13 protein-coding genes are annotated in these 14,151 nt (G+C 72.8%); 9 read left to right on the top strand and 4 right to left on the bottom strand.

All coding sequences use genetic code 11. From position 1 onward, the window contains the following. Window positions 1–24: 24 nt before the first annotated feature. The gene (locus ACFPLC_RS25240) at window positions 25–1,866 is read right to left on the bottom strand and encodes a Scr1 family TA system antitoxin-like transcriptional regulator (RefSeq protein WP_378193334.1); all 1,842 of its coding nucleotides are present in this window, start codon (window positions 1,864–1,866) and stop codon (window positions 25–27) included. Between the two features lie 55 nt (window positions 1,867–1,921). Here ACFPLC_RS25240 and yaaA point away from each other — a divergent pair, with 55 nt between their 5' ends. Both yaaA and ACFPLC_RS25230 read left to right on the top strand, forming a co-directional pair. Continuing rightward, the gene (yaaA, locus tag ACFPLC_RS25235; protein WP_191315045.1) at window positions 1,922–2,668 is read left to right on the top strand and encodes a peroxide stress protein YaaA; all 747 of its coding nucleotides are present in this window, start codon (window positions 1,922–1,924) and stop codon (window positions 2,666–2,668) included. A gap of 28 nt (window positions 2,669–2,696) precedes the next feature. Next, window positions 2,697–3,092 (top strand): VOC family protein, encoded by a 396-nt coding sequence (locus tag ACFPLC_RS25230; protein WP_378193337.1) that lies wholly within the window; start codon window positions 2,697–2,699, stop codon window positions 3,090–3,092. Window positions 3,093–3,109: 17 nt separating this feature from the next. On the opposite strand, the gene ACFPLC_RS25225 is transcribed toward ACFPLC_RS25230, so the two are convergent. Next, on the bottom strand, window positions 3,110–4,183 hold the full coding sequence (locus ACFPLC_RS25225) for an NAD(P)/FAD-dependent oxidoreductase (RefSeq protein WP_378193340.1): 1,074 nt from the start codon (window positions 4,181–4,183) through the stop codon (window positions 3,110–3,112). Window positions 4,184–4,265: 82 nt separating this feature from the next. Here ACFPLC_RS25225 and ACFPLC_RS25220 point away from each other — a divergent pair, with 82 nt between their 5' ends. The 3 genes from ACFPLC_RS25220 (at window position 4,266) to ACFPLC_RS25210 (ending at window position 6,230) form a co-directional block, all read left to right on the top strand. Then, window positions 4,266–4,820, top strand: coding sequence for a suppressor of fused domain protein (locus ACFPLC_RS25220; protein ID WP_229903021.1), 555 nt, complete (start codon window positions 4,266–4,268; stop codon window positions 4,818–4,820). Between the two features lie 62 nt (window positions 4,821–4,882). Further along, window positions 4,883–5,542 (top strand): alpha/beta fold hydrolase, encoded by a 660-nt coding sequence (locus ACFPLC_RS25215; protein ID WP_378193343.1) that lies wholly within the window; start codon window positions 4,883–4,885, stop codon window positions 5,540–5,542. A 16-nt stretch (window positions 5,543–5,558) separates the two neighbouring features. After that, on the top strand, window positions 5,559–6,230 hold the full coding sequence (locus tag ACFPLC_RS25210; protein WP_378193346.1) for a winged helix-turn-helix transcriptional regulator: 672 nt from the start codon (window positions 5,559–5,561) through the stop codon (window positions 6,228–6,230). Between the two features lie 73 nt (window positions 6,231–6,303). On the opposite strand, the gene ACFPLC_RS25205 is transcribed toward ACFPLC_RS25210, so the two are convergent. Further along, window positions 6,304–7,149 carry a LysR family transcriptional regulator gene (locus ACFPLC_RS25205; protein ID WP_378193349.1) on the bottom strand — a complete coding sequence of 282 codons (846 nt, stop codon included), beginning with the start codon at window positions 7,147–7,149 and terminating at the stop codon, window positions 6,304–6,306. A gap of 82 nt (window positions 7,150–7,231) precedes the next feature. Here ACFPLC_RS25205 and ACFPLC_RS25200 point away from each other — a divergent pair, with 82 nt between their 5' ends. Further along, on the top strand, window positions 7,232–8,116 hold the full coding sequence (locus ACFPLC_RS25200; RefSeq protein WP_378193353.1) for an MBL fold metallo-hydrolase: 885 nt from the start codon (window positions 7,232–7,234) through the stop codon (window positions 8,114–8,116). A 6-nt stretch (window positions 8,117–8,122) separates the two neighbouring features. Here the strand turns inward: ACFPLC_RS25200 and ACFPLC_RS25195 are convergent, their stop codons facing one another. After that, a complete protein-coding gene (locus tag ACFPLC_RS25195) occupies window positions 8,123–9,655 on the bottom strand; it encodes a phytoene desaturase family protein (RefSeq protein WP_378193356.1) in 1,533 nt (510 codons plus the stop codon). Between the two features lie 283 nt (window positions 9,656–9,938). On the opposite strand from ACFPLC_RS25195, the gene ACFPLC_RS25190 reads away from it, so the two are divergent. The 3 genes from ACFPLC_RS25190 (at window position 9,939) to ACFPLC_RS25180 (ending at window position 14,080) form a co-directional block, all read left to right on the top strand. After that, window positions 9,939–10,895 (top strand): RIO1 family regulatory kinase/ATPase domain-containing protein, encoded by a 957-nt coding sequence (locus ACFPLC_RS25190; protein WP_378193359.1) that lies wholly within the window; start codon window positions 9,939–9,941, stop codon window positions 10,893–10,895. Window positions 10,896–11,221: 326 nt separating this feature from the next. After that, window positions 11,222–12,805, top strand: coding sequence for a DEAD/DEAH box helicase (locus tag ACFPLC_RS25185; protein ID WP_378193362.1), 1,584 nt, complete (start codon window positions 11,222–11,224; stop codon window positions 12,803–12,805). Window positions 12,806–12,904: 99 nt separating this feature from the next. Further along, window positions 12,905–14,080, top strand: a complete 1,176-nt coding sequence (locus tag ACFPLC_RS25180; RefSeq protein WP_191315034.1) for an 8-amino-7-oxononanoate synthase — start codon at window positions 12,905–12,907, stop codon at window positions 14,078–14,080. The last annotated feature ends 71 nt before the right edge of the window (window positions 14,081–14,151 follow it).

The following is a 14,151-nucleotide window of genomic DNA, read 5'->3' as shown; positions in this document are numbered from 1 at the left end:
TCCCTCACGCCGAGGCCTCCCGGGCTATCGCGCGACCTCCCGAAGCATAGCTCGGGTGTCGTCTTCACTCAGTGCCTTGCCAGCCAGGATCTTAGCCTGGGTCCGGTAGCTGCGGACTACATCGTCTTCGTGAAGGAATGCGGTGGCGTGCGAGTTTTCCAGGTGCACGATCGGCGGCAGACCCGCGAACTCGTACAGCACAAATGATCCCATCAACCCCCGGTGGTAGCCGATGTTCGCGGGCACGATCCGCAGCGAAATGTTCTGCCGCCCCATCATCGCGAGCAGATGATCCACCTGGTCCGACATCACCTCGGCACTGCCGATTTCTTCGCGGATCGCGATTTCGCTCACCAAAGCAGCGAGCCGCACCGGATCCGGCCTCGTGAGAATTCCCTGCCGATCCAGCCGCGCGACCAGCCTCGCGTCGGCTTGCGGCAGATCGATCTCCGAATTGGTCAGGATCGCCCTCGCATAGTCCGGTGTCTGCAGAAGGCCCGGCACGATCGCCAGTTCCCAGTTCGTGATGCGGGTGGCGGTGCGCTCGTACTCGACGATTCCGCTCAGCGCGGGCGGCAGGTCCGACGGATTCGAGTCGAGCCAGTTGTCGTCGCGGGCGTGCCTGGCCAGGCGCATCATGCGGTCGTAGGTCACGTCGTCGACCCGCAGCGCGCCCAGCAGCCTCGCCACGTCTTCGGGCTGCGGCACCCGCTGTCCCTTTTCCCACGCCGACAGCAACTGCGGCAAAATCCGGACCATCCGGGCGAGTTCGCGCAGCCCTTTTCCCCGCGCTATCCGCACTTCACGCAGCGAAGCGGCCAATGCCCTCGAACCGGGCGAGGTGGAAGTCGGCTTCATGTCGTGATGGTACGAATGCCGTCCATTCCCCGATCGGCGGTGGGGCGTCCCACATTCAGGACAGCACGTACACGTGCCATTCGTCGTCGACGCGATATCCGCACCGTTCGTAAACCCCAGCGCGCGGTGCGCATTGTCGACGTCGACGTTGAGGGCGGACCGGTCGAATCCCGCGTTCTTCGCCGCCCGCAGCGTGTGCCCCAGCAGCCCGGACGCGACGCCGCGGCCGCGCAGCACCGCCCGCGTTCCCACCCAGGTGGCGTAATGCTCGCGGATGCCCGTCGCCTCGGTTTCGGACGCGTAGTGGTGGCTCAGGACGAACGCCAGCACCTTGTCGCCGTCGAGGACCAGGAACGACAGGTCCGGGCGGAAGTCCTTCGAGCCGGTGACCAGGTGGCGCCAGGCGTCGGGCCCGTAGACCGTGCTGCCCCAGTGGCCGGCGAAGGTGTCGTTGCGGGCGTCGAGGGCGGCGAGGTCGTGCTCGAAGTCGAACGGCACCGCCTCGATGCCGTCCGGCAACGGGGGCTGCGGCGGCAGGTCGGCGAGGCTGACACGCATGTTGACCATCGTCCGGCGGTGGGTGTAGCCGGCGCGGGCGAGGACGCCGGCGATCCAGCGTTCGTTCTGGTGGCTGCCGTGGTGGAGTTCGAGCGGCGCGCCCGGGAAGGCGCGCTCGTGGACCTCGCGGCTCGCGCGCGCGAACCACTCGACCAGGTGAGTGCCGACGGCGTCGGTCCGGTGGTCCGGGTGCACGACCGACTGGATCCGGATCATGTGCACCGGTTCGGCGGCGTCGCGGCGGCGGGCCAGGCCGTAGCCGACCAGGTCGTCGCCGGCCCAGGCGCCGACGGTGGCGCGGGCCAGGTCGACGTTGGGGCCGGCCAGCTCCTCGCGGAGGTCTTCCGCGCTGAAGTGCTCACCCGTCCGGTCGACTTCCTCGGCGGCCGCGTACAGCCGGGCGAGGGCGGGAGCGTCGTCCAGGGTCAGCGGGCGCCAGGTCAGGTCCATCCCGCGAGGCTAGGCCGGACGGCGGCGCCGGTGCACCCCGATTTACGCTCGCGGTGTGCTGGTGCTCCTCCCCCCTTCCGAGACCAAGGCCGACGGCGGCCGCGGTGCCCCGCTCGACCTCGACGCGCTGTCGTTCCCCGAGCTGAACTCGACGCGCGCGAAGCTCGCCGACGCGCTGGCCGAGCTGGCCGCCGACGTCCCCGCGAGCATCGCGGCCCTCGGCATCACCGAGCGGCAGGCGGGCGAGGTGGCGCGCAACGCGCAGCTGTGGACGTCCCCGACGATGCCGGCGCTGCGCCGCTACACCGGCGTGCTGTACGACGCGCTGGACGTGAAGAGCTTCACGAAGGCGGGGCTGGAGAAGGCCCACCGGCGGCTGGCGGTGACGTCGTCGCTGTTCGGCGTGGTGTCGGCGACCGACCCGATCCCGGCGTACCGCCTCTCGGGCGGCAACTCGCTGCCGGCGCTGGGCACCGTCCGCGGGCTGTGGAAGCCGGTCCTCGAGCCGGTGCTGCGGGAGGTGGAGGGCCTGGTGGTGGACCTGCGCTCGGGGACGTACTCGGCGTTCGCGAAGCTGCGCCCGGACGCGGTGACGGTCCGCGTGGTGACGGAGAACGCCCGCGGCGAGCGCGTCACGGTCAGCCACTTCAACAAGGCGTACAAGGGACGGCTGGCGCACGTACTGGCGGCCACCCGGGCCGAGCCGTCCACTGTGGACCAGCTGGCCAAGGTGATCACCAAGGCCGGCCTGGTGGTCGAGCGCACCGGCGAGCACGCGCTGGAGCTGGTCACCGAGGGCTGACGGGCCGGAGGCCGGTTAAGGTCGGGGGGTGCTCGGTCACCTGGGGATCAACGTGCCGGACCTCGGCGCGGCCAAGCGGTACTACGACGCCCTGATGCCGCTGGTCGGCTTCGAGCCGTTCCTGAGCGCCGGCGACCAGTTCGCGTACCGGCCCGCGGGCGGCAAGCCGGGCACGTTCCTGTTCTTCTACCCGGCGCCCGACGGCGGTGTCCACCGCGCGGAACGGACGGGGCTGCAGCACCTGGCGTTCATGGTCAAGACCCGCGCGGCCGTCCACGCCGTGCACGACCACGTCCGCTCGACCGGGGACACGGTGCTGCACGAGCCGCGGGACTTCCCGCAGTACCCGCCGCCCTACTTCGCGCTGTTCTGGCTCGACCCGTTCGGCCTCAAGCTGGAAGCCGTCTGCCACCACGACCGCTAGCGAGGGCCGGGACTCCCTCAGAACCGGTCCGGGGCGAACGGGCTCAGGTCGAAGCCCGGGTCCTCCCCCAGCGCCACCGCCGCGACCAGCTTTCCCGCGAAGGGCGCGTTCGTCAGCCCGCCCGCGCCGAAGCCCGTCGACACCGCCAAGCCCGGCCTGATCGAACCCAGCACCGGAAGACCGTCCGGCGTGCCCGGGCGGAAGCCGACCCGGGTCTCCGCGAGGGTGGCGTCCGCCAGGCCCGGTGCCACCGCCAGCGCGTTGTCCAGCACCTCACGCTGCCCGGCCGCCGTGACGCGGTAGTCGAAGCCCGCGTCCGCCTCGCGCGTCGCGCCCGCCACCACCCGGCCGCCACCGAAGGCGAGGAGGTAGTGGCTGCCGGGGCGCGGCAGGACCACCGGCCACGCCGCCGTCTCCGTGCCCGGCAGGTCGAAGTGGCTGATCTGGCCGCGGTGCGGCGTCACCGGCAGGTCGATGCCCAACGGGGCCAGCAGCTCGCGGCTCCACGCGCCGGCCGCCACCACCACGCTGTCCGCTTCCAGGGGACCGTCCGGGCCCGCCACCGTGCCGTCCGCGCGGAAGGCGACCTCGCCCTCGGCGAACTTCGCGCCCCGGCGCTCGGCGGCCGCCAGCAGGGCACGGCGCAGCAGGTGGCCGTCGACGCGGCCGGCGCCCGCGAAGTGCACCGCGCCCAGCCCGGGTGCCAGTGCCGGGAACAGCTCGCGGGCCTGCGCCGGGTCGAGGCGCCGCACCTCGCCGATCTCGGGCGCGTCCGCCGCCCGGGACGTCAGCCGCTCGTGTGCCTCGGCCAGTTCCGCGTCGTCGGCCGAGACCACCATGCCGCCGACCACCTCGAACGACGACCCCGCCAGCTCCGCGGTGAACTCCCGGTAGTACCGGGCGGCCGCCGCCGCGAGCGGGTACAGCGCGTCGTCCCACTGCGATGTCCACGGGCTGACGATGCCGGCGCCGGCTTCGGTCGCCGTCCCCGGGCGGGCCGCGTCGGCCACGATCACTTCCGCGCCGCGGCCCGCGAGGTGCCAGGCCGTCGCCGCGCCGCCGATTCCGCTGCCGATCACGAGCACTCGCATTCCCCCACCCTGCCCGATCTTGCCGCGCCGCGGCCAGCGAGATGATCCACACCGGCGCCCGGCCGGTCGTATGCTGCGCGCCATGCCGAGCCGTGCCGAGCGGTATCTCGCCCATCTCGACACCCTGACCGGGTCCGCCGCGCCCCGGCTGCAGCCCATCCCGTCGACGCAGCCCGGGCTCGACGACGTCATCGCGGTCGTCTACGCCGACGAACCCGAGCCGCGCTACCTGACCGGCGCGACCTACGGGCTTTCCCTGGCCGACCACCCGGACTGGCACGGGGTGCGGCCGGAGCTGTGGATCAGCGTCCGGTCCGACGACCCGGTCTGGGCGCTGGCCATCGGTTACCTCGCCGAGCAGCTGCGCGGCACGTGCCCGTTCGTCTACGGCGACACCATCGACTTCGGCCAGCCGATCGCGCCGGAGTCGTCGATGACGGCGTTCGCCGTTTCGGCGCCGGCAGGCCTCGACGCGCACCAGTACACGCTGATCGACGTCGGCGGCGCCCCGATCAGCATCGCGGGCTGCTACCCGGTGCACGACACCGAGCGGAAGTACATCCGCGAGCACGGCATCGACAGTTTCTGGCAACTGGACTGGGACCTCTACGACGTCCGCCGCCCGCCGGTGGTCTGAGCACTTCTCGAAGGAGAACTTGCTACTTCAAAAACAGGAAGTCGATGCGCTAGCCTTCCGCCATGACCACGTTCGTTCTCGTGCACGGCGCCTGGCACGGCCGGTGGGCTTGGGACCGGCTCGTCCCGCTGCTGCACGCCGCCGGGGCGCGCACGCTGACCCCAGGACTGGGCGCGTCCGACGGCCTCCACGACCACGCCGAAGCCGTTGTCACCGCACTCGACACCGTTCGCGGCGAGGACATCGTGCTGGTGGGGCACAGCTACGCGGGCCTGGTCGTCCGCGAAGCGGCCGACACCCGCCCGGACACCGTCGGGCGCGTTGTCCTCGTCGACGGCTGGGCCGGTCCCGACGGCAGCAGCCTGTTCGGCCTCGCGCCCGAGACCACCGTGCAGGCCCTCCTCGGCGCCGCCGGAAGTGGCTCGGCGATCCCCGCGCCGCCCCCGGCGGCCTACGGCGTCACCGATCCGGACGACGTGGCGTGGCTGGCGCCGCGGCTGGTCCCGCAGTCCGTGCGCTCGTTCACCGAGACCACCCGGCTGAGCGGGGCCGTCGACCGGATTCCGGGCACGGCCGTCTGGTGCCGGCCGAAGACGTACGCGTTCGAGGAGTTCGGCGAGGCTGTCGGTTACCGGACGATCCCGCTGGACGCGCCGCACGACGTCATGCTCACCCACCCCGAGCCACTCGCCCGGCTGCTGCTTCAAGAAGCGGAAGCGTGACGTTTAAAGTGATGAAGTGGACCAGCGGACGTACAACCAGTACTGCGCGACCGCGCGCACGCTCGACCTCGTCGGCGAACGCTGGACGCTGCTGCTCATCCGCGAACTGCTGACCGGGCCCAAGCGCTTCGGCGACCTGCAGGCGAGCCTCCGCGGCCTCGGCACCGGGCTGCTCGCCGCCCGCCTCAAGCACCTGGAACGCGACGGGCTGGCGCGCAAGGTCACGCTGCCGCCGCCGGCCCGGACCCCGGCGTACGCGCTCACCGAAGCCGGCGAAGAGCTCGGCCCGGCGGTGCTGGCCCTGGCGCGCTGGGGCCTGAAGTGGGCGATGGGCGAACGCCGCGAGACCGAGACGTTCCACCCCGGCTGGGCCGTGCTCGGGCTGCGGGCGTGCTTCGACGCCGAGGCCGCCGGCGACCTGCGCGCGGTGTACGAATTCCGCATCGGCGACGAGGTGTTCCACGCCCGCGTCGACCACGGGACGATCGAGGCGCTCCACGGCCCGGCCCAGCACCCCGACGCCACCATCACGATCGGAGAGGCGGCGTTCCTCGAAGTGACGGGCGGAACCCTGACGCTGGCGAAGGCGATCGAGACGGGCGCCGCCACGGCCTCCGGCGACCGCACGGCACTGCGCCGCCTCCGAGGCCTGTTCCGGCTGCCGACGCCGCGCGACCGCACGGCCTGAGGTCCGGCGCCGGGGACTCAGGCCCGGAAGGCGGCCACCGCGAACCCCGCAACCCGAAACCCGACGCCAGGACTCAGGCCCGGTAGACACCCACCGCCAGCCGCACGAACGACCGGACCAGCGGCCCGGCGTCCTTCCAGGCGACCACCACCGGGCTCGGCGCCAGATCGGCCAGCGGCACCACCACCAGCTCCCCCGGCGGCCGGTGCCCGAGCGGCATCAGCCCGACCGTGCCGTTCCACAGCACGGCCTGCAGGCACTCCTGCACCGCCCGCACCACCGGCCCTTCGCGGGGTTCGCCGCCGTGCCAGTACGCCTGCCAGACCGGGTCCGTGCCGTCCGGGAACCGGAACCAGCGCCGTCCGGCCAGGTCGGCGAGCGTGAGCCGGTCGCGGCCGGCGAGGGGGTCGTCGGCGCGCAGCACCGCGCCCACCGGGTCGGCCCGCAGCTCGTGCACGGTCAGGCCGGCCTCGTCGAAGGGCCCGCGGGTCAGCGCGACGTCGACCAGCCCGGCCCGCAGGCCGCAGGTGGGGTCGGTGAGGTCGGTCTCGCGGACGCGGACCTCGACGTCCGGGTGCTGCCGCCGGTAGGCGTCGGCGAGGCGGTTCGCGGCCGGGTCCGCGCCGTCGCCGAGGATGCCGACGGTGAGGACCGGCGCGCCCGCCGCCGTGGCGACGCGCACGCGGGCCCGGTCGGCCTGTTCGAGCAGCGCCCGCGCCTCGGCCAGCAGCGCCGTCCCGGCCGGGGTGAGCGTGACGCCCGCGGCGGACCGCAGCAACAGGACGGCCCCGACGTCGGTTTCCAGCTGCTTGATCGCGCGGCTCAGCGGCGGCTGGCTCATGTGCAGCCGCGCCGCGGCCCGGCCGAAGTGGAGTTCCTCGGCGACCGCGACGAAGTACCGCAGCGTGCGCAGCTCCATGACCGGCGACGATATTCGCCCGGTATCGGCAGCACCGAACCGGTCTTGGACGCCCGCGCGCGACCAGCGGTGGAATCGGGGCATGACCGAGCTGACCGATCCCGCGGTGCGCGTCTCCGGCGCCCGGGAGATCGCCCCCGACCTGCTGGTGATCCCGAACGACCACGTCGACCTGGTGCCCAACATCGGGGTCGTCGGCGGCACGGAGGCCGTCCTCGTCGTCGACACGGGCATCGGCACCGCCAACGCGGCGCAGGTCCTCGCCTTCGCCCGCGAAGTGGCGAAGGGCCGGCGCCTGTACCTGACCACGACGCACTTCCACCCGGAGCACGCGTTCGGCGCGCAGGTGTTCGCCGGCGAGGCCACCTACCTGGTCAACCGCGGCCAGGCCGAAGACCTGGCCACCAAGGGCCCGGGCTACCTGGAGATGTTCCGCGGCCTGGGCGAGACGATCGCCCGCCGCCTCGACGGCGTCCGCGTGCCCACGCCCGACGTGGTCTACGACGAGCACACGCTCGACCTCGGCGGCCGGACCGTCCGGCTGCGCCCGACCGGCCGCGGGCACACCGCGGGCGACCAGGTCGTCGAGGTGCCGGACGCCGGCGTGCTGTTCACCGGCGACCTGGCCGAGACCGGGCAGTTTGCGATTTTCCCGTGGTTCCCGCCGCACGACACGGACGTCTCGGGCGTCGGCTGGCTCGCCGTCCTGGACCGGCTGATCGCCGCCGGGCACCGGGTGGTGGTTCCCGGGCACGGAGAGGTCGGTAGCGGGGCGGTGCTCACCGACGTCCGCGCCTACCTGCGGGAACTGCGGGACGAGACCTGGCGACGCCGGGATTCGGCGATGGGCGTGGACGAAATCACCGCCGAAGTCCGTGCGCTGCTCCTCGAGCGCCACCCGGACTGGGCCGGCCGGGAGTGGATCGAGCCGGGCGTCGCGTGCCTGTGCACCGAACACGACGCCTGACCCGGTTCACCCGGCGCCGAGCACCGCCATCGCCGCGTTGTGGCCGGGGATGCCGCTGACACCACCTCCTCTCGCGGCACCCGCGCCGCACAACAGAATGCGTTCGTGGGCGGTCTCGACGCCCCATCGGCCGGCCTGGGCCGGGTCTTCGGCGAACGGCCACGACAGGTCCCGGTGGAAGATGTGCCCCGCCGGGAGGCCTAGCTCGGCTTCCAGGTCCAGCGGGGTCTTCGCCTCCACGCAGGGCCTGCCGTCCGGCGCGGTCAGCAGGCAGTCCTCGATCGGCTCGGCCAGCACGCTGTCGAGCGAAGCCAGCGTCGCGCGCAACGCCTCTTCGCGTGCCTCTTCGTTGCGCCCCTCGAAGAGGCGGGCCGGCATGTGCAGGCCGAACAGGGTGAGCGTGTGCGTGCCGGCCGAGCGTTCGGCCGGGCCGAGGATCGACGGATCGGTCAACGAGTGGCAATAGATCTCGCACGGTGGCAGCGAGGGGATCCGCCCCGCCGCCGCCTCGCGGTACGCCGTCTCCAGCTGCCGGTAGCTCTCGTTGACGTGGAAGGTGCCCCCGAACGCGTCGGCCGGATCGACGGCCGGGTCACGCAGCCTCGGCAGCCGAGTCAGCACCATGTTCACCTTCAGCTGCGCGCCTTCCGGGCGTTCCGCCGGTTCCTCGCCCAGCAGCCGCGCGAGCGTCGCCGGCGCGACGTTCGCCAGGACGTGCCCACCCCGGACGACGAATTCGGTGTCGTCACGCCGGTAACGCACCTCGCCGTCCGGGTCGATCGCGAGCACTTCCGCGCCGGTCGTCAGGCGCGCGCCCGCCGCGGCGGCGACCGCCGCGAGCGAACGGGTGACCGCGCCCATGCCGCCGACCGGGACGTCCCAGTCGCCGGTGCCGTTGCCGATCACGTGGTAGAGCAGGCACCGGTTCTGCCGCAGGTCCTCGCCGTCCGCCGGGGCGAACGTGCCGATCAGCGCGTCGGTGAGCACCACGCCGCGCACCGTGTCGTGGCCGAACCACGACGTGAGCGCTTCGCCGATCGGCCGTTCGAACAGCACGGACCACGCCTCGGCGTCGCCGACGCGTTCGCGGAAGTCCACTTCGGACAGGAGTGGTTCGGTGAGCGTGCCGAACGCGCGCCCGGCGACACGCTCGGTCAGCTCGTAGAACCGTTGCCAGGCCGAGAAGTCCGAAGTGGACCCGGTGACCGCGCGGAACGACGACGCCGTCCGGACGGCGTCGTCGTTGTCGACAAGCAGACCGGAACCGCCGGACGGGGTGTAGGACGACATCCGGCGCCGTCGCAGCTCCACGTCGAGGCCGAGGTCGGCCACGATCTTCTTCGGCAGCAGGCTGACCAGGTACGAGTAGCGCGAAAGCCGGACGTCCACGCCCTCGAACGCCCGGAACGAGACGGCGGCGCCACCGGTCTCCTCCCGCCGTTCGAGCACGAGCACCGACCGGCCCGCCCGCGCCAGGTACGCGGCCGCCACCAGGCCGTTGTGCCCGCCGCCGACGATCACCACGTCGTAGCTGTTCATCCGCCGCCTTCCTTGGTTCGGCCTGCCCTTTCAACGTGACCATGCCGCCGGGCCGAATTCAAGGAATCCGCCGGAATACTCCTTTCGCGGCACCCCCGCTAATTCGGTTGCGCGGGGCCGGAGGAGTCCGACATCCTGTGCGCACCCGGCAGGGAGCCGGTGCGGTGAGAACGGGAGGTGCCTGAAGTGATGACTGTCCGGGCCCTTTCGCGCCCTCACCCACCCGCCCCCCGAGGCTGACCACGCGCCCGGTGGGGCATCCCTGATCGAGGAGAACCCACCAGTGCGTCAGCACGACTACGAAGACCTTTACGACGACCAGCCCCTGCGCCGCCAGGCCCGGACCCGCCGCCGCGGGCGGTTCGACGAACCGGAACCCACGCGCAGCGGGCGGCTGACCGAAGCCGAACGCGTCCGCCTCACGAAACTGCGCGACGACGCCTACACCGAAAACCAGTTGCCCGATGGTGCCGACCGGTGGTCCACCTGGGACGACGCCGAACACGGCCCGTCGCCCCGGCCGGAGTGGGTCGTCACCGAGCTCGCCGCGGTCGACACGGACCTCGGCGTCCTCAAGACCGGCAAGGAGGCCGACGTCCACCTCCTGCGGCGCGGGCTGCCCGGCACGCCGGGCGTGCTGCTCGCCGCGAAGCGCTACCGCAGCGACGAGCACAAGCTGTTCCACCGCGACGCGGGCTACCTCGAAGGCCGGCGGATGCGCCGGTCGCGTGAGATGCGGGCGATGGCGCAGCGCAGCGCGTTCGGCCGCAACCTCATCGCCGAACAGTGGGCGGTCGCGGAGTTCGCCGCGCTGAGTCGCCTGTGGACACTCGGCGCGCCGGTGCCCTACCCGGTGCAGCGCGAGGGCACGGAACTGCTGCTCGAGTTCCTCGGCGAGGAGGACGGCACGGCCGCGCCCCGGCTGGCCCAGGTCCGCCCGGACCCCGGCGAGCTGACGGACCTGTGGTTCCAGGCCACCGCCGCGCTCGAGCTGCTCGCCTCCCAGGGGCTCGCGCACGGCGACCTCTCGGCGTACAACCTGCTGGTGCACCGGGGCAGGCTGATGGTGATCGACCTGCCGCAGGTCGTCGACGTGGTGGCCAACCCCGGCGGCGTCGAATTCCTGGCGCGGGACGTGCGCAACCTGGCCGGCTGGTTCCACGGACGCGGCCTCGGCGAGCACGTCACGAACACGGAAGAACTGCTGGCCGAGCTCGTTTCGGCGGCCGGTTTGACGTGAATCCGCGGCGGCGTCGCGGCTGTGGTGCGGAACACCGCTGCGACGCCGCCCACAACCGGTGACCTCGATGAGTAGTCCTGGCTCCGGTTCGGGTACAGTGAACACAGACCGCAACCGGCGGCGTGGATGAGTTGGTGTCCGTCGCCTCCAGAGCCAAGCAATGGCTCGCGGTGATCCGAAGTAATCCCAGCGGCGCGCAGTGTCGGCAAGCGATGACACGGTGTGCCGGGTCCGTCCCTGTGAACGCCCATCGCACACCATCTTGCCCTGCCTGCGCGCGGGCAGCCCGGGCCTCCCTTGCGACGAACCACGTCCGAGAGGCATTTGTGACAGTCACGTTCAACTCCGGCCACTCCTCGACGTCCGCCCGCGCGGGCCGCCCCGACCACAAGCCGCGCCAGCGGCCTGCGGGCGGCGACATGCTGCGCGACGACGCCGTCGAGACCGTGGTCACCAAGACGTTCGCCCAGCTTGGCCTGCCGGAGCCGCTGCTCCGTGCCCTGGCCGACGCGGGCATCAACCAGCCCTTCCCCATCCAGTCCGCGACCATCCCGGACGCGCTGGCCGGCCGCGACGTGCTGGGCCGCGCCCAGACCGGCTCCGGCAAGACCCTCGCCTTCGGCCTGGCCATGCTGGCCCGGCTCGACGGCGGCAAGGCCCGCCCGAAGCGTCCCCGCGCGCTGATCCTGGTGCCGACCCGCGAGCTGGCCATGCAGGTCGCCGACTCGCTGACCCCGCTGGCCAAGGCACTCGGCCTGTGGTGCCGCACGGCCGTCGGCGGGATGGCTTTCGCCCGCCAGGCGGACGCGCTGTCCCGCGGTGTCGACCTGCTGATCGCCACGCCGGGCCGGCTGTCGGACCACGTCCGCCAGGGCACCGCGCACCTGGGCGACTGCAACTTCATCGCCCTCGACGAGGCCGACCAGATGGCGGACATGGGCTTCATGCCGCAGGTCCGCGAGATCCTCGACCTGACCCCGCCGGGCGGGCAGCGGCTGCTGTTCTCGGCCACCCTCGACGGTGACGTCAACCGCCTGGTGAAGCAGTACCTGACCGACCCGGTCACGCACTCGGTCGCGCCGTCGACCGCCAGCGTGACGACCATGGACCACCACGTGCTCCAGGTCTCGCACCAGGACAAGCAGGACGTCATCACGCAGATCGGCGCCCGCGAGGGCCGCACGATCATGTTCGTGCGCACCAAGCACCACGTCGACCGCCTCACCGAGCGGCTGCGCGAGCAGGGCGTGCACGCGGCGGCGCTGCACGGCGGCAAGACGCAGGGGCAGCGCAACCGCGTCCTCGCCGACTTCAAGGACGGCCACACCCCGGTGCTGGTCGCCACGGACGTCGCCGCGCGCGGCATCCACGTCGACGACATCTCGCTGGTGCTGCACGTCGACCCGGCCGCCGACCACAAGGACTACCTGCACCGCGCCGGCCGGACCGCGCGCGCCGGGGCGTCCGGTGTGGTCGTCACGCTGGCGACGCACGACCAGCGCCGGATGGTCCGCCGGCTGACCGACCGCGCCGGCGTGCGCGCGGAGTCGACGACGGTCCGCCCGGGCGACGCCGAGCTGTCCCGCATCACCGGTGCCCAGGAGCCCAGCGGCGAGCCGGTCGTCGAGCGGCGGCGCGAGAACCCGCGCCGCGGCGGCGGTGGCTTCCGCGGCGACCGCGGCTTCGGCGGCAGCCGGGGCGGCGAGCGCGGCGGGTCCTACCGCGGTGAGCGCAGCTACGGCGACCGTGACCGCGGCGGCGAGCGCGGTGGCGACCGGGGTGGTTACCGCGGCGGCGACCGCGAAGGCCATCCCGGCGGCTTCGGCGGCCGCGGCCGTCAGCCCCGCTCGGGCAACGGCGGTGGCTACGGCCGTCCGAGCCGTGGCCCGCGTCGCGGCTACGACAGCTGAGTTTCTCCTTCGGAAGCCCCGGACCACGCGGTCCGGGGCTTCCGGCGTTTCCGGGCCCGCTTGGCGGTGGCGCGGGGGCCGGATGGGAGACTGCGGGACGTGACTACGCCGCCGACGCCCCCGCCCGACGAGGTTTTCGATTGGCTCGACGCCGAGGCGGAGAAGCGGGCGAACGCGGGACTCGTGCGGCAGCTGCGGCCGCGTCCCGCGCAGGCCGACGAACTCGACCTGGCCGGCAACGACTACCTCGGGCTGGCGCGCGACAAGCGCGTCGCCGGGGCCGCGGCGGCCGCCGCGTTGCGCTGGGGCGCCGGGTCGACCGGGTCGCGGCTGGTCACCGGATCGACCGAGCTGCACACCGAGCTGGAGCTGGAGCTCGCCCGGTTCTGCGGCGCGCAGGCGGCGCTCGTGTTCTCCTCCGGCTTCGCCGCGAACCTCGGTGCGGTGACGGCGTTGTCCGGGTCGGAGTCGGCGATCGTCACCGACAAGTACATTCACGCGTCGCTGATCGAAGGCTGCCGGCTGTCGCGGGCCGACGTCGCCGCGGTCGCGCACTCGACGCCGTCGGCGATCAAGCACGCGCTGGCGACCCGGCGCAAGCCGCGGGCGCTGGTGGTGACGGACTCGGTGTTCTCGGTCGACGGCGACCTCGCGCCGCTCGAGGAGCTGGCCGGGATCTGCCGGGCGCACGGCGCGGCGCTGCTGGTGGACGACGCGCACGGCTTCGGCGTCCTGGGCGAAGGCGGCCGCGGCGCGGTCCACGCGGCCGGGCTGTCGGGCGCGCCCGACGTCGTCACGACGTTGACGCTGTCGAAGTCCCTCGGCGCGCAAGGTGGCGCGGTGGTGGGGCCGCGTCGCGTGATCAAGCACCTGGTCGACACCGCGCGGAGCTTCATCTTCGACACCGCGCTGGCGCCCGCGAGCGCTGCAGCCGCGTTGGCGGCGTTGCACGCGCTCAAGGAGGAGCCGGGGCTCGCGGCGAAGGTGGTCGAGAACGCGGGCAACCTGGCGATGTCGTTGAAGGCGAACGGGTTGAAGGCGAGCGTGCCGGACGCCGCCGTGATCTCGGTTCAGGCGCCGTCCGCGGAGACGGCGGTGGCGTGGGCCGCGGCGTGTGCCGAGCAGGGCATCCGGGTCGGGTGCTTCCGGCCGCCGTCGGTGCCGGACGGGATCTCGCGGCTGCGGCTGACCGCGCGGGCCGACCTCACGGAGTCCGATGTGGACCGGGCGGTGAAGGTGATCACCGCGACGGCCCCGCGGGGCGCGATCAGCTGAGCCGTGCGGAAAAGTCCGACACACGTGATTCCAGAGTCGACACACGTGATTGGAGAGTCGACACGCGTGAT

The organism is Amycolatopsis plumensis, assembly GCF_042652605.1.
Lineage (GTDB): Bacteria > Actinomycetota > Actinomycetes > Mycobacteriales > Pseudonocardiaceae > Amycolatopsis > Amycolatopsis plumensis.
Note: the sequence above shows the minus strand (reverse complement) of the source record. Positions and strands in the feature narration are given on the sequence as shown.